The 21,092-nt window shown below is 34.4% G+C and carries 19 protein-coding genes; 16 read left to right on the top strand and 3 right to left on the bottom strand.

Translation table 11 applies throughout. From position 1 onward, the window contains the following. The 3 genes from EK417_RS13955 to EK417_RS13960 all read left to right on the top strand — a co-directional run. Positions 1-1,726, top strand: a 1,726-nt coding sequence (locus EK417_RS13955; protein ID WP_136522501.1) for a helix-turn-helix domain-containing protein, incomplete at its 5' end; no start/stop codon positions are given. Between the two features lie 126 nt (positions 1,727-1,852). Then, positions 1,853-2,023, top strand: coding sequence for a hypothetical protein (locus tag EK417_RS21125; RefSeq protein WP_168801995.1), 171 nt, complete (start codon positions 1,853-1,855; stop codon positions 2,021-2,023). A gap of 9 nt (positions 2,024-2,032) precedes the next feature. Next, complete coding sequence (locus EK417_RS13960) at positions 2,033-4,276, top strand: CocE/NonD family hydrolase (RefSeq protein ID WP_136522502.1); 2,244 nt, start codon at positions 2,033-2,035, stop codon at positions 4,274-4,276. Positions 4,277-4,469: 193 nt separating this feature from the next. On the opposite strand, the gene EK417_RS21710 is transcribed toward EK417_RS13960, so the two are convergent. Both EK417_RS21710 and EK417_RS21715 read right to left on the bottom strand, forming a co-directional pair. Beyond that, positions 4,470-4,766, bottom strand: coding sequence for a lantibiotic dehydratase C-terminal domain-containing protein (locus tag EK417_RS21710; RefSeq protein ID WP_369073661.1), 297 nt, complete (start codon positions 4,764-4,766; stop codon positions 4,470-4,472). A 98-nt stretch (positions 4,767-4,864) separates the two neighbouring features. Continuing rightward, entirely contained in the window at positions 4,865-5,002 is a 138-nt protein-coding gene (locus EK417_RS21715) for a lantibiotic dehydratase C-terminal domain-containing protein (protein WP_369073662.1), read from the bottom strand. A 797-nt stretch (positions 5,003-5,799) separates the two neighbouring features. Between EK417_RS21715 and EK417_RS13965 the strand changes: the two genes are divergently transcribed. The 5 genes from EK417_RS13965 to EK417_RS13985 all read left to right on the top strand — a co-directional run bounded on the left by EK417_RS13965 (position 5,800) and on the right by EK417_RS13985 (position 11,448). Next, on the top strand, positions 5,800-7,551 hold the full coding sequence (locus EK417_RS13965) for an alkaline phosphatase D family protein (RefSeq protein WP_110368233.1): 1,752 nt from the start codon (positions 5,800-5,802) through the stop codon (positions 7,549-7,551). Between the two features lie 349 nt (positions 7,552-7,900). Continuing rightward, positions 7,901-8,950, top strand: a complete 1,050-nt coding sequence (locus EK417_RS13970; protein ID WP_076596621.1) for an MBL fold metallo-hydrolase — start codon at positions 7,901-7,903, stop codon at positions 8,948-8,950. A gap of 125 nt (positions 8,951-9,075) precedes the next feature. Beyond that, entirely contained in the window at positions 9,076-9,789 is a 714-nt protein-coding gene (locus EK417_RS13975) for a DUF434 domain-containing protein (RefSeq protein ID WP_168801996.1), read from the top strand. 2 nt (positions 9,790-9,791) lie between these two features. Continuing rightward, entirely contained in the window at positions 9,792-10,442 is a 651-nt protein-coding gene (locus EK417_RS13980; RefSeq protein WP_110368236.1) for a tRNase toxin domain-containing protein, read from the top strand. A 220-nt stretch (positions 10,443-10,662) separates the two neighbouring features. Next, positions 10,663-11,448: a TatD family hydrolase gene (locus EK417_RS13985; RefSeq protein WP_136522503.1), complete on the top strand. Its 786-nt coding sequence runs from the start codon at positions 10,663-10,665 to the stop codon at positions 11,446-11,448. 60 nt (positions 11,449-11,508) lie between these two features. Here EK417_RS13985 and deoD read toward each other — a convergent pair whose 3' ends face one another. Then, positions 11,509-12,219, bottom strand: a complete 711-nt coding sequence (gene deoD / locus EK417_RS13990) for a purine-nucleoside phosphorylase (RefSeq protein WP_110368238.1) — start codon at positions 12,217-12,219, stop codon at positions 11,509-11,511. Between the two features lie 280 nt (positions 12,220-12,499). Here deoD and EK417_RS13995 point away from each other — a divergent pair, with 280 nt between their 5' ends. The 8 genes from EK417_RS13995 (at position 12,500) to EK417_RS14030 (ending at position 20,985) form a co-directional block, all read left to right on the top strand. Then, positions 12,500-13,159 (top strand): conflict system bpX4 domain-containing protein, encoded by a 660-nt coding sequence (locus EK417_RS13995; RefSeq protein WP_498365955.1) that lies wholly within the window; start codon positions 12,500-12,502, stop codon positions 13,157-13,159. Beyond that, positions 13,146-13,727 (top strand): DUF4919 domain-containing protein, encoded by a 582-nt coding sequence (locus tag EK417_RS14000; protein ID WP_110368239.1) that lies wholly within the window; start codon positions 13,146-13,148, stop codon positions 13,725-13,727. The genes EK417_RS13995 and EK417_RS14000 overlap by 14 nt, the downstream gene beginning before the upstream one ends. 12 nt (positions 13,728-13,739) lie before the next feature. Then, on the top strand, positions 13,740-14,873 hold the full coding sequence (locus EK417_RS14005) for an AAA family ATPase (RefSeq protein WP_076596628.1): 1,134 nt from the start codon (positions 13,740-13,742) through the stop codon (positions 14,871-14,873). Then, on the top strand, positions 14,846-15,589 hold the full coding sequence (locus EK417_RS14010; protein ID WP_136522504.1) for a hypothetical protein: 744 nt from the start codon (positions 14,846-14,848) through the stop codon (positions 15,587-15,589). The genes EK417_RS14005 and EK417_RS14010 overlap by 28 nt, the downstream gene beginning before the upstream one ends. After that, positions 15,580-17,958, top strand: coding sequence for a hypothetical protein (locus tag EK417_RS14015; protein WP_136522505.1), 2,379 nt, complete (start codon positions 15,580-15,582; stop codon positions 17,956-17,958). The genes EK417_RS14010 and EK417_RS14015 overlap by 10 nt, the downstream gene beginning before the upstream one ends. After that, positions 17,948-19,645 carry a bpX3 domain-containing protein gene (locus EK417_RS14020; RefSeq protein WP_136522506.1) on the top strand — a complete coding sequence of 566 codons (1,698 nt, stop codon included), beginning with the start codon at positions 17,948-17,950 and terminating at the stop codon, positions 19,643-19,645. The genes EK417_RS14015 and EK417_RS14020 overlap by 11 nt, the downstream gene beginning before the upstream one ends. Next, the gene (locus tag EK417_RS14025; RefSeq protein ID WP_136522507.1) at positions 19,638-20,660 is read left to right on the top strand and encodes a soluble NSF attachment family protein; all 1,023 of its coding nucleotides are present in this window, start codon (positions 19,638-19,640) and stop codon (positions 20,658-20,660) included. The genes EK417_RS14020 and EK417_RS14025 overlap by 8 nt, the downstream gene beginning before the upstream one ends. Positions 20,661-20,856: 196 nt before the next feature. After that, the gene (locus tag EK417_RS14030) at positions 20,857-20,985 is read left to right on the top strand and encodes a penicillin-binding protein (RefSeq protein WP_076596632.1); all 129 of its coding nucleotides are present in this window, start codon (positions 20,857-20,859) and stop codon (positions 20,983-20,985) included. The last annotated feature ends 107 nt before the right edge of the window (positions 20,986-21,092 follow it).

Genomic DNA, 21,092 nt, shown 5'->3' on the forward strand with positions numbered 1-21,092 from the left:
AATGCAAAAAAAATATTTCTTATTTATCGTTTTTCTTTGTCAGAATTTATTCTTTTCTCAGAATATAAAAGGTTTTCATATTCCAGATTCTTTAAGAAAAAAAAGTTTTGAACAATTGATCAGCTGTTATAATAAAGTCTTAAGAATAGATAATGAGAAGGCAGAATTGTATGCAAATAGTATTCTTAGTAAAGCCAAAAAAGAAGAAAATAATGACTATATATATGATGGCTATTATAAGTTGGCTCATGCAAAAGGACTGAATTCCGAAGATGGACATCCTTATGCGGACTCTTTAATAAAAATAACACAAAAAGTTAATACAAAAGAATATCCGGCAAAAGCATATATCATTAAAGGAATTTTACTGAATAATGAATTTAAATATAAAGAGGCGCTAAATTACTATATAAAAGCACAGAACTTATCCAGGAATAAAAATTTAGATCAATTTTATTATGTGAAAAAACTGGTGGGCATTTTAAAGACTGCTACTGATGAAAATGAAGAAGCACTTCCTCTTTTCTTAGAATATTACCAATATGAAAAGAAAAAAATGCAAACCAATGATAAAGACATTAAAAGTTACATAGGTTCAATTTTTTCTGTATCAAATTCCTATAGTAAAAATAAAAAATACCAACAAAGCAAACTCTATAATAAAATAGGTCTTTCCGAGTGTGAAAAATATAATGATTATAGCCAATATGTTTATTTTATTATGTCTGAAGGTATAGCAGAATATTATCTTAAAAATTATGCTATTGCTTATAAGCATCTGGCAGGAATCGAAAAAGACCTTCAAAAAAATAAAAATCATGTTAATTTATCAGTTTTATATTATTATTTAGGGAAGATTAATTACGAGCTTGATAAAGAAAGAGAGGCAATACAATATTTTATAAAATCGGATTCATTATCATTCAAGTCAAACGACTTTGTACCAATAGTGAGAGATCAATATGAAATTTTAATTGATTATTATAAAAAAAATGGGGATGAAAAAAAGCAACTAAAATTCATTAATAAACTCTTTTATGCAGACAGCATTATCAATAATAACAAGCAATATTTATCCAAGGAGATTTATAAAAAATACGATACTCCTATTCTGCTAGAGGATAAAGAAAGAATAATATCTGATTTGAATAATAAAAATTCAATATTATACTGGTTTCTAGGAGGTGGTATTTTGTTTATTTTTTCTTTAATATATGTATATAAAAGAAGAATTAAAGAATATCAAAAACAGGCAGACTTATTAATTAAAAAATCAAAATCTTCCGAAGTTTTACCGACTCCTCCTGCTGTAATCAGAAATCCAAAAGTTCCTTCAGAAGAAAAGTCTAAAAGCTTATTATCTGATGAAAAATTACAGAGCCTCAAAACAAAATTAGAGCAGTTTGAAAAAAATAAAAAATTTCTACATAAAAATATTACTATAGATAATTTAGCTAAAGATTTAGGAACAAATCGGGATTACCTTTCAAAATCAGTAAATGAATTAAAAGGAAAGAATTTTTCGCAATATTTGAATGAGCTAAGAATTAACTATATTGTACAGGAATTAAAGGATAACGAAAAATTAAGAAGATATACAATTTCATCTATTGCCAATGAGATAGGTTATAATAATTCTGAGTCTTTTGCAAATGCTTTTAAGAAAATCACTGGAACTTTGCCTTCTTATTATATTAAATTATTACAAGGACAAACTGAAAAGTAAGTTAGCTGATAATAAGTATTTTGTGATATTTCGTATAAGAAATTGATCAATTTCGAGATTATTATTTTTGATAAAAGAAACAAAGATAGTTTATTTGCAATCTTAACTATTAATTATTTATACCTGATGAAAAAACAGCAAAAAGCAGAAAAAAAAATGTCGTTGAAGAAATTACAATTGGTTAAAATTACAAACGGTTTGAATTCTATCAAGGGAGGAAATATTGCTCATGTAGCAGTGTTAGGAGATGATAATCAAACAATTGTAGAACAGACTCTGGGTAGTAATAACGGATAACCTTTTTGAATGAAAAAATTCTTCTTTATATATTTTGCCTTTTGTTTACAGTTTGCTTTTTGCCAAAAAATAAGTTTGCGGGAAATTGCTCCTAAAAATGTGGCAAATACAGAAAATATTGTAAAATATCTAGCCAGTCAGCTTAAAGACAGATATATGAAAAACAAAGCTACAGGTACTTATTATGATGATATTTTCAGAATAAATATTATTAATGAAAATTATAATTTATCACTTTCACAGCTGGATTCTCTTAGAAATATTACAATGAGAAATAATTCCGTAACAGCTGGCGCAATGGGAAGTCAATTTGAAATTTATATTAATACTATTAAACGAGCACCAAATAAGAACAATTTTGACAAAATATATGAAGAAGAATTCAAAAAAAAGTATGAAAAATTACCTTTAAAATCACAAATTATTTTATCCCAATATTTTACTTATGATCCAATAGCGTTAAAAAAAGATATTAGTGAAATCATTACGAGTAATATAAAACATGATAGTATTGACATTTCAGATGCTATAAAATTATGTAGAAAATACAATATATATGATGTAGGGAATAAAACATTCAAATTAGGAGCACAGTTACTTAAAAATTTCGAAAAAGAGGTATTTACAATATATGATAGTATAAAAGTTACTACAAAAGATAATGGAATTCTTACATTAAGTGTTGTAGTAAATAATAAAGCTCCAAAACCTCAAAGTACAATACTTCTAAATACCATATATTCAGATCTTAAAAATATTAATGAGGCTAAGAAGTTAGCTTCGGATAATTATGCCGGAGTTATTTTAAATACAAGAGGAAAATATTTAAGCAATAATAGTATAGAACCTTTTGAACATGAAGTTGAAGATATCAATGAAGCGATTAATTGGATTATAAAGCAACCTTGGAGTAACGGAAAAGTGGGAATGATTGGTGGAAGCTATTTAGGATTCAGCCAATGGGCGGCTACAAAAAAACTCCATCCGGCATTAAAAACCATAATACCGCAAGCTGCGGTAGGAATTGGTACAGAAGATTTTCCTATGAATAATAATATATTTACGTCCTATGCTATAAGGTGGTTAAATTATGTAGTGAATTCAAAAATGACTGATTATGCAGATTTTAGTGATGTTAAAAAATGGAATTCCACCTACAAACAATGGTATATCACAGGGAAACCATTTAGACAACTAGACTCTATCAGTGGAAAATCTAATATCATCTTTCAGAGATGGCTTAATCATCCCAGTTTTGACGATTACTGGAAAAATATGATTCCTTATAAAAAAGATTTTTCTAATATTAATATTCCTGTTTTAACTATTACTGGGTATTTTGATGCTGACCAGTTAGGAGCGTTATATTATCTTAAAAATCATTATAAATACAATAAAAATGCCGATCACTATCTGATTATTGGCCCTTATGACCATTCCGGTGCGCAGGGATATATAAAGAACGAACTAAAAGGATATACAATTGATTCTGTGGCTAATATAGATTTTAACACGATTTGGATTGAATGGTTTGATTATATTTTAAAAAATGGTAAAAAACCATCTTTCTTGAAGAATAAGATTAATTATCAGGTTATGGGCACTAATCAATGGAAAAATGTAAATTCCTTAGAGAACATTAGTAAAAATACCCTAAGATTTTATTTAGAGAATAATGGTTTACTATCAGATGTAAAAATAAGTGATAAAAGTTTTTCATTACTGAAAGTAGATTTAAAAGACCGTTCTGATGCGGATGAATTATTAGAATTAAAGAATGAAATAGTTGAAAATAAAATATACACTAAGAATAGTCTAATATTCACAACTAATCCACTTGATAAATCTTTTGAATTGTCAGGTAATTTTTCTGGAAAATTTAAATTTTCAATCAACAAAAAAGATGTAGATGTCTATGTTTATTTATATGAGCTAATGCCCGACGGAAAATATTTTTTATTATCAAGTTATATGGATAGAGCTAGTTATAATAAAAATAACGAAAAACGAAATTTACTTACCCCTAATAAAAAGGAAACAATATCTATATCAAATAATAAATTTATAAGTAAAAAAATAGAAAAAGGAAGTAAGCTCGTTGCGATAGTAGGCGTTATGAAAACCCCATATTATCAAATAAATTATGGTTCGGGAAAAGATGTAAGTGATGAAACTATTCTTGATGCAAAGGAACTATTGGAAATAAAATTTTATAATGATAGCTATATAGATGTTCCTGTTATTAAGGAATAATTATCTGAAAAATTACAGATAACTTTAAAGCACATGATTTGCAACCAGAAGGTCTCACAGAAAATCACCGCTTATATAATGTGAGCGGTTTTTTATTGTCTTTATTTGTTTATTGTGAATCTGTGTGATAATTTTTGTTTGCCTTATAAAAATGAAGTAAGTGGTCATATACTACTATTTCAAATAATCGCTGTTAAGAAACAAATAATCTGTTAATATGCATATAAAAAATACTTTGAAAGAAATCTTTTATAGGGACTTTTAACATATCGTCTTTTCGAAATTTTAGAATTTCGCCAAGCTTTACATTACTTTCAGAAATATTATTGATTATTAAATCCCTTATTTCTTCATATTCACTGGAAGTAACGAATTCAAAAAACTCATTATATTTTCTCTTCAATTGATTATTTAAGTGCTTATCCGCCTTGAATTCTATTTTAAAAGCATTTTCATAACTTTTTATATACTGCGTTTTTCTTCTGTAGATAGGTTCAGTACTGTATAAATTTGATCAATATAAAACAGAGATACAATTATTTTTTCTTCATCATTATATTCTGAGAAATTTAAAATCAATTCGCTGCTTTAAAAAAATAGCTCTTCTGCACATTCTATAGTATTATCACCATAGCACTCAAGTTCTCTGGAGTACGTTTCCATGATGAAGGCAGACAATTCTCCCGATTTCAGATAATCTTTAGATATTGAATTGAGGATTTCCAGAACATAGCTCTAGTAACCAATATCGTATTCATTAAATTGTTTAATGATTATTTTTTGAAAAAAAATGATAGTAATCGATAAAAGAAAAGGTACGTATTACCCGAGAGGGTATACAGAGAAGAAAACCTTATTCGGTTTCCTTTTAATTTTCAGTTTTTTTATGTGGGTAATATACAAATGTCTCTGATAAAAAACACTGAAAATTGAAGCCAGACATCCATTTGCAGATTCAATTATCATAGAAAATAATCAGACGTCCTCTTCTTCATATAAAATAATTCAATTAAAGACAAACATAATAAGACCTTCATTAACAGTGTATTGAAATATTATTTTATCGAAATTTATCAATTTCGGTACATATATTTTCTTTATCTGCAAGATTAGAACTTTATTTGCATATCAATTTTAAAGGCTTAAGAAAATAGAAAGAAAAATTATCGTTAAACAAACTTAAAATGTCTAAGATAACATGCATACTAATTCCATCAGAGGTATTTTGGCTGTAAACGATCGAACTTTTTAATAGATAATAAAGCTAATGATATAGTTGTAAACAAAACACCAGAAACTATCGATATCCAACCAGGAACAAAACTAAAAAACTAATAACCATTTTATCAGTAATTTTCTTTTCAAAATTACTGATTTTTTCATTTTATGAAACACATATTAATCCTACCATTATTACTTTTTTTATGTATAACATTAAACATTTGTTTAAAAAATAATAAAATATATTTAAAATACAGTTAACAGCCTTCTTCTCCGGATACCGTTGCTTTGCAAAAAAAGTAATGATGGAAAACAACAACCCATTCAACAGAAGAAGATTTCTTAAAAATTCACTATTGGCAGCCGGAGGAATTTTTCTTGCTCCTCTCATTGAAAGCTGCAGCGACGATTTTACTGAAAATAGCAGTGCTCCTGACGATCTTAAGAACGGAGGTTTTGAATCCGGAGTAGCAAGCTTTGACCCAAGCGCAACAGGAATTATTATCTGGACCCGGTATTCAAAAGGAACTGATGCAGAGATTACATGGGAAATCAGTAAAAACAGCAATTTTTCAGAAGTAGTGAGAAGAGGTCAGGCGAATGCTGCACTGGTCAATGATTTTACTATAGCGGTAGATGTACAGAATATCTCTTCCAATACAAAATATTACTACAGATTCTATAACAGTACAAGTAAGGAAGTCAGCGTAACAGGAGAAACGCTTACTTTACCGTCAAAATCAGATGCTGTAAATGAAGTAAAAATGGCTGTCGTATCTTGTTCCAACTTTCCTGCAGGACTTTTCAATGTGTATGGTGCGATTGCAACATCTGAAGCTGATGTTGTAGTACACCTTGGAGACTATATTTATGAATATGCTCCTGGAGAATATGGCACGAACCCTTACACCAATCAGTTAGGAAGAACCCATCAGCCAGCAAAAGAAATTCTTACCCTCAGTGATTACAGGGAACGATACAGACAGTACAGAGGAGATAAAAATCTTCAGCTTCTTCACCAGAAAAAACCATTTATCTGTGTTTGGGATGATCATGAGTTTGCCAATGATACCTATAAATCGGGAGCAGAAAATCACCAGCCGAATGAAGGGGATTTTCAGGCAAGAAAAATGGCCGCTTTCCAGGCATACAGCGAATATATTCCCCTTAAAACGGGGAAGGACATGAGAATTTACAGAAGTTTCAGCTTTGGAAATATAGTTTCCCTTTATATGATGGATACAAGGGTAATTGCAAGGGATAAACAGATGGAATATTCGGATTATCTTGATAATACAGGAAATTTTAATCAGGTACAGTTTAAAACAGATTTTTTAAGCACCAGCAGAAGACTTATCGGAAGCGAGCAGATGTCATGGCTGAGTTCTCAGATCAATAGCGATACAGCAAAATGGAAAGTACTGGGACAGCAGATTTTAATGACTAAAATGATGGTTCCTGCAGAACTTCTGATGTTACTGAATCAGATTTTAGCAGAAATAAAACAGCATGGAAGCGCACAGCCGGCTACTATGCAGGCACTTCAGAATACCATCACTCAGCTGATTATTCTTAAAACAAGATATCAGCAGCAGGATCCTACATTAACGCCGCAGGAAATTGCAAGAATTACAACTACTTTACCATATAATCTGGATGCGTGGGATGGATATTTCATGGAAAGAGAGCAGCTTTACTCTGTTCTTGCAGGAAAAAATGTAGTGGTACTGGCAGGAGATACCCACAATGCGTGGTTAGGAAAACTGACCGATGCACAGGGTAAATTCATCGGAACAGAGCTTGCCTGCAGTTCCGTTTCTTCTCCTGGTCTCGAAGGATATCTGGGAATCACTTCAGATCCTGCAAAAGCAATAGAACTGGCCCAGGCATTTTCGTTGCTGATTGATGACCTGGATTATGCCAATCTTTATAAAAGAGGATATCTGCATGTGAAATTTACCACTGGAAGTTCTACTGCAGAATGGAGGTTTGTAGACAACGTTATTTCAGATACCTACAATATCACCACAGAAAAGACCTATACCATTTCATAGTTTCAATAATCATATCTTATTTTCAATTTGCTAAAAAGAGTCATGGTGCTGCTGTGGCTCTTTTATATTATTTTTTTTTGTATCTTAAACAAATGTGAGAAAATACAAGAAAAGATTTACAATAATGATACTCTTCTGTTTAGTATTAAGGAGTATTATGCTTGGGTTGGTTAAATGGTTTATTTAAGAATTTCTCATTGATTAATGGAGAATTTAAATTTCATATCCTTTTCAATTTATTTTTATATCTCAGAATCTTATGCTTATATTTATTTTATATTAAGGTTTGCCGGTCAATAAAATAGAGTGTATTTATCTAGAAACCATGGCTGGATTTAAAATTAAATAAATGAAAGGTTTAAAAAAACAGCTCGGACAGTTTCCCGATGAAAAAAGAAAAGAATATTTCAGTACACTGCCCAATTATCTCAACGGACGATTTCAGAATATATTAACAACACCAGCATTGTTAGAAGGAGAAAGTATGACTAAACTGCTTCTTCAAAGCCTGTGTAAAATAGAAAATACATCACCCAAAACCGCTCTCCCGTTTGTAGAGACTGATCTTAAAAATCTTCAGCCCGATGAAAATGTATTGGTATGGTTTGGACACAGCTCCTATTTCATTCAGGCTGATGGAAAGAAATTCCTGATAGATCCTGTTTTCAGTGGTAACGCTTCCCCCATGCCAGGTTCCATAAAAGCTTTTCAGGGAGCAGATTATTACAAACCGGAACATATGCCGGATATAGATTTCCTGCTTATTTCCCATGATCATTGGGATCATTTGGATTATAAAACTGTTCATGAATTAAAAGATAAGGTCGGTAAAGTTATTTGTGGTCTGGGAACCGGACAACATTTCGAATACTGGGGCTGGAGCTTTGATAAAATTATCGAAAAAAACTGGTGGGAAAGTATAGACATTGCAGAAGACTTCAGAGTCACACTCACTCCGGCAAGGCACTTTTCCGGGAGATTGCTGAACCGTAATATCTCATTGTGGACATCTTTTGTTTTAAAAACTCCTACTAAAAATCTTTTTCTAGGCGGTGACAGCGGCTATGGAAATCATTTTACAGAAATTGGAGAGAAATATGGACCATTTGATCTGGCCGTAATGGAAGCCGGGCAGTATAATGAAAAGTGGCCTTATATTCATACATTGCCGAATCAATTGATCACGGAAATAAAAGAACTGAAAGCCCAAAACTTTATCCCGGTACACAATTCCAAATTCAAGCTGGCACAGCATGCCTGGTACGAACCTCTGGAGCTGGCTTCAAAATATGCAGAAGAAAGTAATATGCCGATAAGTCTCCCTATGATCGGGGAAAAAGTAAACCTGGACAGTCTGGGAACGGTAAGCTGGAAAAATTGGTGGGAAGAATACAGGTAAATAATTGCAGGCAATACATCATTTGTAAAATATAAAAACCTATCTATCACTTGTCAGGGGCCTGATATTCATCAGCTGAATCAATTTCCTGCCAGAAAAATTCGGTAAAAATTTTATTTTTGAACATGAATAACAGAAACCGCGGAAAAAATACTGGCGATGATGCCCTGTTCGGCTCAGAGAAACAGATCGGCAAGCTGAAACTGGCAGTTGAAGACATGCATTATCTGCTGAGCAGAGAATACCCGGAAAAAGCAGCTTCTGATCTTGTGGGGAACAGGTACCGATTGAAAACCCGCCAGATACAGGCTCTTCGTGGAGCATCAGCCTCGGCTGCCCAGCTTCAGAACAGACAGTTAAAACAGATAGAAGCTTCAGATTTAAAAGGGAAAACTATTTATCTCGACGGTTTTAATGTTTTGATCCTGTTGGAAAGTCTGCTTTCCGAGGCTTATATTTTTGAAGGACTGGATGGCTGTATCCGTGATCTTTCAGGGGTGCATGGAACCTATAAAAGAGTTAATCAAACCTTAAGAGCTGTGGAGCTAGTGGCTTTTTTTTACCGGAAAAATCAGATTCATCAGCTTGTTTGGATCTTTGATAAGCCAGTCTCCAACAGTGGAAGAATTAAACAGAGTATCCTGGAGTTTGCAGAAGAGCACCAGCTCAATTGGGAATTCGATCTGCAATACAATCCTGATAAATTTTTGGCGGAAAGTTCAGAAATCATTATTTCCTCAGATGCCTGGATTCTGGATCACTGTAAAGCATGGTTTAATCTGATCGGTTATCTGATCAAAGAAGAAGATATTCCCGTTAACCTGATCAGAACAAAATAAGTATGAATCTGTTTGAACCCTATATTTACCTGTTTTCCGACACATGGAAAGACCAATACAAAGCCCTTTTAGCCAAAGAACATCTGGAAAACATGGAGAAAAATATCTATAGGTTTAAAGAAAATACTTTAGACTGGGATTTTCCCTATTTTAATGAAGAAATAACGATCAACAGACAGGAAAGCTTTGAAAAATTCATTACTGTTCTTGAAAGCAGTGATTCAGATGAGGTAAAAGCAGATTTTCTGGAAGCAATTCCGTTCGAGCATTGGCTGAATGTTTTGGGACAAAGATTAACCTCAGCAAGCATCCGTAATGAAAATGCCGTCCCTCCTTTGAAAACTATACTGATCAACGCCTGCAAAGAACCCTTCAACAGTGAAATAACCATGGCGCAGAGAGCCTGGGAAAAACATATAGGAAGAATAGATGATGATTTTTGGGGAGAAATCAAAGGGAACAATCAGCAGAAGCAGGAAAAAGTAATGGCAAAAATCCACGATATCCTTGAAAATAAAACCTGGTGGAATGTATTTTTTCATTATAAACATGAACTGGTTTTCGAAGTCCGGGAAAAAGAAGGGCATGGAATACGATGGAGCCATGGAGGAACAAAGCTGATCGGCTTTCTGGAAAAATTTCTCAATGAATAAATACCACACAGACATCTGTGTCATCAGCGAAATCTGGGGGAAATAAGGTCTTTCAGACGATTAAGACTCATATATCTATCCTTTAGTCCTTTTCTATTATTTTTACTGCGTAAAAACACTGCGCAGCAGGCTTCTATTTTTGCCAAATAAGTCACTCGGATCAAAAAATCAACCGGGTACAGAAAATAAAGTAATAATGTATAATAAAAAGTAAAAACAAATGAATACTTACATTGATATTGGCATTAATCTGACCAATAAACAGTTCTATAATGAACACGAAGAAATAATCAACCGTGCTTTGGACAACGGAGTTGAACATATGATTCTCACGGGAACCAACGTAAGAGGAAGCAAAGAATCTGCGGAAATTGCAGAACAATATCCTGAAATTTTATTTTCAACAGCCGGAATTCATCCCCACGATGCCAAATCTTTTAATGGACAAAGTATTGATGAGCTTAGGAAATTATTAAAACAGGATCATGTGATTTCAGTAGGAGAGTGCGGACTGGATTTTGACCGTGATTTCTCTCCAAGACCGATGCAGGAAAAATGTTACCAGGCACATCTTGAACTCGCCATTGAAGTAGATAAACCACTTTTTCTTCATGAAAGATCCGCTTTTAAAAGGTTTAATGATATCACAGATGAATACCTTGCCCAATTACCTGAAGCCGTTGTACACTGCTTTACCGGAACATTGACCGAAGCAAAAAACTATCTGGATAAAGGGTTTTATTTAGGGTTTACAGGAGCTGTCAGTGATGAAAAAAGATTTAAACATCTCGAAGAAGTTATAAAATACGTACCTCTTGACAGAATGATGATTGAAACAGACGCACCATTTATGCTTCCGAAAAATATGCCCAGAATGCAGAACAGAAGAAACGAACCTTCATTTTTACCTTATGTAGCACAAACCATTGCACATCTGAAGAAGATCAGAATTTCTGAAGTGGCAGATGAGACTACAGAAACTGCCAGAAATTTTTTCAGACTATAAAAAAGAGCTCTACTGATAAAGTATAGCTCTTTTTTATAATTAATTTTGTCTTATCACTTCTTACAAACTCTTAATGGCAGACTCCAGAGCCAGTTCCATCATCGGATTCAAAGCTTTTTCTCTCTCATCAGCAGAAATTTTCTCATGCGTTGGGATAATATCCGTTACCGTAAGAATAGTCGCTGCATTTTTTCCTAAATGCTGAGCATTGGCAAATAAACCGAAAGCTTCCATTTCTACTGCCGGGCAGTTGTATTTTGTAGCAATTTCAGGAGTTGCAGGATCTTTTCTATAGAAAATATCACTACTGTGGATATTGATAGCTTTAGCATTTAAAGATAAATCTTTAGCGGTTTCATTAATCGTGTTAAAGATATTCCCCTGGTGAGAAAGGATTTCTTCTTCAATTCCCCATGCATATTTAGCGTACGTACTTTCGCTGGCAGCTTTATCAATATTTAAGATATCAAAAAGTTTAAGATCGGTATTGTAGGCTCCACAAGTCCCGATTCTGATAATCGTATCTACTTCATATTCTGTAAACAGTTCAAAAGAATAGATTCCAATACTTGGAAAACCCATTCCACTAGCTCCTACAGTGATTTCTTTACCTTTATAAAGTCCCGTATAATAAAAAATACCTCTGGTTTTGCTTACCAGTTTAGCATTTTCTAAATAATTTTCAGCAATATACTGTGCACGAAGCGGATCCCCCGGCTGCAATACTACTTTAGCAATTTCTCCTTTTTTTGCACTGATGTGAATACTCATAATGTTATTTTGAATGGGACAAAGATAATAACTTTTAGTTTGTATCAGTTATTACGAAAATGGAAATAATGTAGCCAGATCTCGTCAAAAGAATTTATAAGATCTTACTAATAAATGTTTTAAATAAAATCTTAAATACCGTCTTTTAGGTAAATCAAAAATTCAATCTGGTAAATACAGAACAATAAAAGAATATTGCAGAGCAGGTATCATTCAATATTTAACATGAATCTTCTCTACAAAAATTTTATTCTCAACGAAATAATTTTATTTTTGTTAGATCATGGAAACCAAGTCACCGTTTTTAGACACGATCTTTTTGCTTCGTAAGGAAGAATGTATTACTCTTTTTTCTACCTTACAGCAAATTTCCCCTCGGGAAGAGGCGGAAGCAGGAGACTATTTTGAAACAGAATTCGAAAAAGAACGGCTTGAGTTTTTGTCTCACCAACTGATCTGCAATAAAGAAGCTGCAGTATGGGCTGCAAAAGTTCTTTACCATAGCGCACAGCTTTATCTCATCAGAGAAAATACAGAGAAAAATATTGAAAATCTTATTCCCGGATTCAAAGGAACACGGGATATTTCTTCTATCTTATCCGCAGACTTATCACTGAGATTTTTACCACAGGTAGTGGCTGCTCTAAACACGGCTGATCCTGAAGATCCTATAATTGCTATGCTGGAAAATATACTGACACAGTTTCACTATTCTGGAATAGGGTATGATCTTGAGCTGAAGAATGTGAATTGGAAGGAAGAACTGAAAGACTCTACCTACAGAAAACTCTATTTGGAAAGAATTGTAGAAAAAAGAGATTATAAACTGGCAGAAATTCCGTTGATCAATAAACTGCTAACTGCCGAATTCGGAATGCACAAAGAAGCATTCTGGCGAGAACTAAAAACTATAACCGAAGATAACAATGAAAATGTATGAGAAAGTATTTGAATTTTTAACCGATCCTACAAAAGAAACATTCCTGAAATGCCGTGAGCGGGTGATTAATGATCCGGAATATGATCCCTATTCCGAAGATATCGAAAACATACAGGATTTACTCAATAAAGGAAAATTTGAAGAGGTAATACGATATAATAATGTCAATATTCTGCTGAGTCCCAGAGCACATATTTATAAATATTTTGCTTACAAAGAACTGGGCGATGAAAAAGGAAGAAGTATTGAGATGACAATAGCACAGCTTATTTTTGAATGCCTTGAAAAAACAGGAAACGGAACAGAAGATTCTCCTTATATTATCACCAGGATTTCTGATGAAAGGGATTTAGTAAGACATCATCTCAATAAACAGGATGTTTCACAAAACCTGATCAGGGACGGAGATAAAATCATGGATGCACTCACACTGGAGGACGGAACGCAATTGTATTTCGATATCAAAGTGCCTTATCAGAGACTGGCTTTTTCATTCAGTAAAAGAAATGAACAGGCAGAAAATAAAGAAGAAGAGAAACCTCAGAAGAAAAAGTGGTGGAAATTTTAATTTTTTAAATCAATGAACCAGAATATCAATCAGCTTAATACAGTCCTTCACTACGTAAAAGATACTTTTGTAGGTAAAAATGATGTCGTAGATCTGTTAGGAATATGCCTGTTGGCAAGAGAAAATGCATTTTTATACGGACCTCCGGGAACAGCAAAATCAGCCATTGTCAGAACACTGGCCAAAACAGTGAAAGACGGCAGAAATTTCGAATATTTATTAACCCGTTTTACTGAACCGAACGAAATTTTTGGCCCTTTTGATATCAGGAAACTGAAAGAAGGTGAACTTTTAACCAATACGGAAGGAATGATGCCCGAAGCATCCATGGTCTTTCTGGATGAGATCTTCAATGCCAATTCAGCTATCCTGAATTCCTTATTGATGGCTCTTAACGAAAAGATTTTTAAAAGAGGAAAAGAAACCAAACACTTACCTGCGCTCATGTTTGTAGGAGCAAGTAACGTTCTTCCGGAAGATGAAGCGCTGAATGCATTATTTGATCGTTTTTTAGTGAGAATTAATGTAGATTATGTAAACCCCGAGCTCTTACAACAGGTACTTTTAGCAGGAAGAAAACTGGAAAATGAAGAAGAAACTGAAATTCCGGAAATTCATGCTGATGAGATCAGACAATTACAAAACTTATGCAGAACAATAGATCTTAAACCGATTTATGAAGTCTACCTGAATACCATTATGAGTCTCAGAAATACAGGGATTGCTATTTCAGACCGTAGAGCAGTGAAGCTTCAGAACCTGATTGCAGCAAGCGCCCTGATCTGCGGAAGAAAAGAAGCCGTACTTTCTGATCTTTGGGTATTGAAACATATCTGGGATACAGAAGAACAGATTGAAATTCTGGAAGGGATCATCAACAGAACGATTGAGAAAGATGATCACCCGGATTCCCATCCACAGGCAATGCAGAACAAAACTCCTAATCCCGAAGAGGTCATGAAAGACGTAAAAATTCTTGTGGAAAAATGGAATGGAGGAACATTGAGTTTTGAAGAACAAAATATAATAAAAGATAAACTGAGATATCTGCAGACCCGTTGCGACTGGATCAGAAATCCGGAACAGAAGCAGTATATCCAGCAGGAAATTGAAAGCTTATGGCAGAAGATTCTTCAAAGCGTTTAAAAGAATTCTGGGCGGAAATTCCCCGTGCTGATGAAGATTTTCTTGGCTCAATAAGAGACTGGAAAAATGTTCAGCTGGCAGTAGATGAAGAAACAATCTGGCTGAAAGGTTTTACTGATGAACAGGCTGCTGCTTCAGAAATACAACAGCTGCCGGATTGTATTCTGTATGAACTTCGTGATGGGCTTTTATTCAGAAAGGAAGCCTTAGTTCCGAGTAAAAAAATGCGAACAGCATTGCTTTGGATACCTATAGACAAAGCATTACAGCTTAGTCTGCCGCCTTCAAACCAGAATTATTTTGGGATTCACGAACAGGTTCATATAAAGCTTAAAGAAAGTAATGACGAACAGCCGGTAATCGCCTTGCTCAGCAATATTGAAGATATTAAAGAAAGTATTGCCGTATTGCCCAAATTTAAACTTGAAAAAATAAAATGGACCTTGCTGGGAGATAAAGCATTATTTGTAGGAGTTCCTCTACTCAGCTTTCCCGGAAAAACCTATTGGACCAAAGACAGACATTTACTGCCTGCCGGTCTGGATTTTGAATTTAAAAATGTAAGCACACTGTTGCAGCAGAAATATAATAAAGAGCAGGAAGGATGGCTTTTATGGGACGAAAGCGGAAATTGTCTTTTAATGAAAGAGACCGATTTCCGGCCATTGTCCGTAAGTTCATTCCGTCTCACCGAAAAATCTAGAAAATGGAATTAAAGGCCTACTTCCAGTCTTACGAAAATTACTTTTGGGAATGGAAAACTGATGAAGATGTTCCTGGTGATTCCGGTTACCATGACAACAATCTCCTCTCGGTTTCCGGAGTGGGAGCCATTGCTTACAGACCTTATATAATGGAAATTCTGAACTATCTTCAGCCTGTAGGATGGCCTCCGTTCGGAGCATTGCTTATGGTTTTATATGCCATGCAGGACGGCTATACAGATTTTGCCGGCCCATTAAGACGTACAGCAGAGTTTTATAGCAGAGAGGATTTTGAATTCAGTGTGGAAAAACAAATTGAATTTCTTGAAAAAATAAAATCACTTCCTAAAGCCTGTAAACAAAGACAGAACAGGATTGTACTGCTGCAGACCCTTTTTGAAAACGGGCACAACAGATTATCTCCCAGTCTTTCCGATGGTTTCTTAAGGTTCTATTACAAAAGACCGCAGGAACTTGCTGCCAGTGCAGAAAAACAAGACGACGCTTCATCAGCTTTAAACAAAGATTTAAGCGCTCTGAATCTGAATGAAAAGTTTCCAACTGCACAATCCATTATTGATGCCATGAAAGGCCTGAGTCATGAGCCTGAGCTGGATGATGAGGTCGCAGAGGAAGAAACTACGGCAGATAACAGTAAAGATTTTATTAAAGAATTAGTTGAAGAACCAAAGACCTTTCAGATAGGAAGCCTGATCAAAAGAATCTGGAGTGGACTGAAAATTCCGATGAGACATCTTTCTCCCGGAGAGCAGCCTGTCGGAGGGATTTCTGATATAACCAACAAAGGCGATTTCCACAGGATGCTGCTCTCAGAATTTGCTAATGAAGAGGACGTTTTCATGAATCGTGTAGCCAATAACGAAGCGCTTTATATTCAGAGAGAAATTCCGCCTGAAGAAAATATTTTTGAAAGAATTATCCTGATTGATACTTCACTCAGAAACTGGGGAACTCCAAAAGTATTGGCCTATGCCTCGGCAATAGCCATTATCAAACATCCCAAAGCCCATTCTGAATGTAAAGTTCTTGCTTTAGGGCAGGCAGCAATTTCGATTTCGCTGAACAAAGTGGAAGAAGTGGTGGAGAATCTTAATCAGGTAAGTCCGGTTCTGGAGGTTTCAGAAGCTTTGGAGAAATTTTTTGACGGACATCATTCGGAAAAAGATATGGAGGTTTTCTTTATTACCCATCAGGATAATATGGCTGATGAGAAAATTCAGCGGGTGGTCTATCAGAACAGAGATCAACTGAAATTTTTAGTGACTACAGCTTCAGATGGTGAAATAAATTTTTATAAACACCACAAAGGAGCAAGAAAACATATTCAGAAAATAAAACTTCCATTGCAGGAGCTTTGGGCCAATCCGCCACAGCAAAAACAATCCACTCAGAACTTCAACGGAAAGAAAACTGATCTTCCACAAAACTATCCGATTTTATTCCCAACTCCTGTTAATAAGATTGCTAAGTTCTTATATGACGGAGAATTTTTCATTCTGAGTTCAAAAAAGCAATTGCTGAAAACTTATCTTTCCGATAACTATTACGACAGACATTCCTACGATTATTATAAAACGCATCATGGCTGTGAAGTATTATTTGATAAAATTTCCATAAAACCCAAAGGACAGTTTGCGCTCGCGAAAAACAGGCAGCAGCATTTTATTTTGTGTCAGTATCAGCCTGAGCAGAAATTACTATCAAAGCTTAACCTTAATACCGGAGAATATTCTGAACAGAATCTTACAGGAATGCATATTCCCGAATCTTACAGGCTGATTTATTTTGGGCGTAACTTTTATCTGCATGAGAAATATAATCCTACCCATTACAAAATCAATATTGACGGGAATATTTCCGTAGAACCTATTACCGGAAAAGAAAAAGAATTTGAAAAAAATAATATAAAAGCCGAAGCCGAAGTCGCCAAGCTGAAAGGAAGCGGATTGAAGATTATCAATAATTTCAATAAAATCGGAATTAATCAGTATGAAAACCTGGTGGTTTCAGGAAATGAATTATACAGTGCTTCTGAAAACACGCTGAATTTTTCCAGAAATAAATATGATATCAGAATTTTTGCTGAGCAGAATAAAAATAAATTTACATTCCCTGACGGCAGTGAAATCATAACCGATTCAAGGGGAATGCTTACTTTCAGAAGCAGTAACAAAAGTATCGAAGAATTCTTCATTCCGTCAACATTGGGTGGTTTTCTCTCATTAACTACCTATACGGAATTTGGCGGATCAGAATATTATCTTCCCGAAAATGCCCTGCTGAAAGTAAGAACAATGGATGATATGTGTGACAGGTTTTTAAAACCGTTTATAGAACAGATTGTGGATTATGGAGCTTAGAATAAAACCTTTCCCCAAAAACAGCTATCCTAAAAAAGGACTTCTGATCAGAGGTTCTTCACCTGTGGTGTGGCTTCAGGAAATGGAAACGCTTGGGATCAATTTAAGCCAGATCCAATCTTTTGCTATTCCGGCAGATCGTCCCAATGTGCTGTATGGGTGTTTTCTTATTTTTAATGATCATATTCCGCAGGAAATAGGCAGGAATGCATATTTTCAAAAGGTGGATGACAGGCTTTTTATTCCTGAAAACACCACCTTTTATCCCAAAATAAATCCGGAAGACTGGGCACAGCTCGATTGCCGTTTTCTGATTATGCATCCCGAATTCGGATTGGTAAAACTCGCTGAAGAAATTGACTGGATTTCATTAATTCAACAGCCCGGTGCAATAAATGAAATCATCAGAAAACCACTGAACGGAGTTTCAATCCCTCAAAAAATAGAAAGCTACACAGTTGAAATAGATGATGAAAAAGTAATGCAGGCATTACAGCCCAAACAAACCGAAGAAGAATGGATGAACAATCTGCCGTTTGACCTTAAAAAAGTAATGGCCGGAAATAAAAAAGAAATAGAGAAATATTTAAAATACATTGAAAAATACCCTGAAAGAGCTGTAGAATTGGGTGTTTCACTGGATGTAATGGGTACCTCCAGAGGAGATGGTTTTGGTAGATTTACCTGGCTGGAAGGATTATTTGGCGGAGGCTCTGCAGGGAAAACCGAAAGTGCCGGAACAAGAAATTTCCGCAGAGTTTTCTGGGCACTCATTATTGCAGCTATCGTTTTAAAGATTGCATTACCTTCTGATAAAAACAGTTCAGAGCTGGAAGAAAATAGCAATTCATCAGGAACTATTGTAAGCAATGCGGTAAAGGCACCTTCCGATATGATAGCTTTTCAATCCGGAACTTCAGAAATTGATCTGAAGATAGATTCAATATATCACCAGCAGAGAAAAGGATTATCCAAAGAACTCATTCATGCAGGAATCATAGAATCCAAAACGAAAGAAGATAAAGAAAATTATAAAAAAAGCGGAGGAAGAGATGTAAGCGAAATAGGAAGTGATATCGAAAAGCTTGTTCATAAAGAAAAACAGAGCAGAGATTCTCTTAAAATCATTTACACCAAAAAAATTACAAAACATTTAGAACAGAAAACAGAAAACCTGAAACGTAAAATTTCAGATTCTTTAAAGCAATACACCAAAGGAAAACCAGTAAATGGTGATGTTGTAAAATATCTTCTGAAAAAGAGGAAGGCATTGATGGCCGATTCATTAGGAAAACTTTATGGTACATTGGATATCGTGGATCCTTCTTCTGCTTCAATTGACAAATCGAAAGTAAAAGGAGTGGGTACAGAAGGAACTCCTTTAGAAAAAAAAGCTCCCGTTTCAGATATTCTGTATATGGTGATCCTGATGATTGCGGGAGTAGGATTGTATTCTTTCCTGTTTAAAAACAAATCTTTGAATCTGGGTGGAGATAATGTACCTGCCTGGGTGAAATTTATTTTAATTGGTATCCTTGTAGCCATGCTTGTGTACTTATTTTATCCGCTGGTAAAAATGTTTGGATACAACTGGTTTGTATGGGTTTTGGTGATTTGTGTGCTGTTACTTCTTTACCGCCTGTTTAGAGAAGATAAAACTATTTTAAACTCCGATGATGATGAATAGACAGAAATTTATAGATAAATTTATGGCGGCATTCGTCCTGCTGGCCATGTTTAAGGTTGTCGGAATTGTAGCTCAGCTATTCCATGAAAGTTTCTGGAGTGTGGTAGGAACATTGGGGATTTTCTTAATTGTAGCCTTTATCATTCTTCTTGTGATCACTTCTTTAAAAGACAAAGAACAGAACAACAGGAATTCTGCAGGAAGAAAAGGCAGCGGAAGCAGCAGTTTCTATCTGGAAAATTCACTTTTCGACAGAATCCGGAGTAAATATGAAGAACTGGCCGAAAAATACATCGCCGAAAAAGATTATAAAAAAGCAGCAAGAGTCTATATGAACCTACTGCAGGATAATTACAGAGGTGCAAAAACACTGGAAAACGGAGGACTTTATAATGAAGCAGCTGTAGTATATCTTAAAAAACTCAATAATAAATTCGATGCTGCAGTCTGCTATGAAAAAGCAAAACAATACAAAAAAGCCATTGACCTTTACAAAGAAATGGAGCAGAAAGAAAAAGTAGGAGATCTTTATAAAGAAATCAACGATCTTAAAAATGCCCATTATTATTACCAGATGGTAGCAGACGATTATACAGGAAATAATCAGATGGTGAAAGCTTCCCTGATTTATCGTAAAAAGATGGAAAAGCCTGATGAGGCACAGAAAATCTTGTTGAAAGGATGGGAAGAAGATAAAGATGCTTTCAACTGCCTGAATAACTATTTTTCCAATATTTTTGATGTTAAAAAGCTGGAATCTGAAATTCTGAATTTATATGAAAAGACTCCAGCCTATAAAAAAATCACCTATCTGGAAGCGATGAAACATGAATTCAGGAAAGATCCTGAATTACATGCGGTAACAAAGAATATAGCGTATGAAATCATTGCCGAGAAAGTAACTACCCGTTCTGAAATTGTAAACGAACTTAAATTTTTCAACCCTGATGATTCAGTGATTCTGAAAGACATCTCAAGATTCAAAACAGGAAGAAATAAAATGTTCAGGAATTAATTATTAAATAAGAGTTCTGCTTCATTAAATCAATTTTTAATTGATTCTTCATAGCTCCCTAAAAATAAATAAAATCCCTACACTTTATAGTAATTTTCTTGGGATCGTTTTGTGGCTTTGTGTATTCGAAACCTTCCCGAAATTGTGAATATTATAAAATAATATCAAAAAAGATTTATCTTTGCACCAGAAAATTATGACAATACAAAGAGCACATATCAATGCAGAACTATTCGAAAGTCCTTCTAATAAAGGATTATTCGGATATGATGAGATGATATGGAATGAGGCGAAATGTGCTGACTTTGGAAATTATTTACTGTAAACCCGTAAAAAATTAATCAAAATACAACAGAAACGTCTCGGAAAACCGAGGCGTTTTTTGTTTTTTAGGTCAGAAATTATTTAGAATGAAAAAAAATAACCATCAAC

The organism is Chryseobacterium candidae, assembly GCF_004916905.1.
GTDB classification, from domain to species: domain Bacteria; phylum Bacteroidota; class Bacteroidia; order Flavobacteriales; family Weeksellaceae; genus Chryseobacterium; species Chryseobacterium candidae.

Bases quoted from the DNA above. Each gene is read 5' to 3' on its own strand.
- EK417_RS21125 (WP_168801995.1), top strand. From the start codon at position 1,853: ATGAAAAAACAGCAAAAAGCAGAAAAAAAAATGTCGTTGAAGAAATTA.
- EK417_RS13960 (WP_136522502.1), top strand. From the start codon at position 2,033: ATGAAAAAATTCTTCTTTATATATTTTGCCTTTTGTTTACAGTTTGCT.
- EK417_RS13965 (WP_110368233.1), top strand. From the start codon at position 5,800: ATGATGGAAAACAACAACCCATTCAACAGAAGAAGATTTCTTAAAAAT.
- EK417_RS13970 (WP_076596621.1), top strand. From the start codon at position 7,901: ATGAAAGGTTTAAAAAAACAGCTCGGACAGTTTCCCGATGAAAAAAGA.
- EK417_RS13975 (WP_168801996.1), top strand. From the start codon at position 9,076: ATGAATAACAGAAACCGCGGAAAAAATACTGGCGATGATGCCCTGTTC.
- EK417_RS13980 (WP_110368236.1), top strand. From the start codon at position 9,792: ATGAATCTGTTTGAACCCTATATTTACCTGTTTTCCGACACATGGAAA.
- EK417_RS13985 (WP_136522503.1), top strand. From the start codon at position 10,663: ATGAATACTTACATTGATATTGGCATTAATCTGACCAATAAACAGTTC.
- deoD (WP_110368238.1), bottom strand. From the start codon at position 12,219: ATGAGTATTCACATCAGTGCAAAAAAAGGAGAAATTGCTAAAGTAGTA.
- EK417_RS14000 (WP_110368239.1), top strand. From the start codon at position 13,146: ATGAAAATGTATGAGAAAGTATTTGAATTTTTAACCGATCCTACAAAA.
- EK417_RS14005 (WP_076596628.1), top strand. From the start codon at position 13,740: ATGAACCAGAATATCAATCAGCTTAATACAGTCCTTCACTACGTAAAA.
- EK417_RS14010 (WP_136522504.1), top strand. From the start codon at position 14,846: ATGGCAGAAGATTCTTCAAAGCGTTTAAAAGAATTCTGGGCGGAAATT.
- EK417_RS14015 (WP_136522505.1), top strand. From the start codon at position 15,580: ATGGAATTAAAGGCCTACTTCCAGTCTTACGAAAATTACTTTTGGGAA.
- EK417_RS14020 (WP_136522506.1), top strand. From the start codon at position 17,948: ATGGAGCTTAGAATAAAACCTTTCCCCAAAAACAGCTATCCTAAAAAA.
- EK417_RS14025 (WP_136522507.1), top strand. From the start codon at position 19,638: ATGAATAGACAGAAATTTATAGATAAATTTATGGCGGCATTCGTCCTG.
- EK417_RS14030 (WP_076596632.1), top strand. From the start codon at position 20,857: ATGACAATACAAAGAGCACATATCAATGCAGAACTATTCGAAAGTCCT.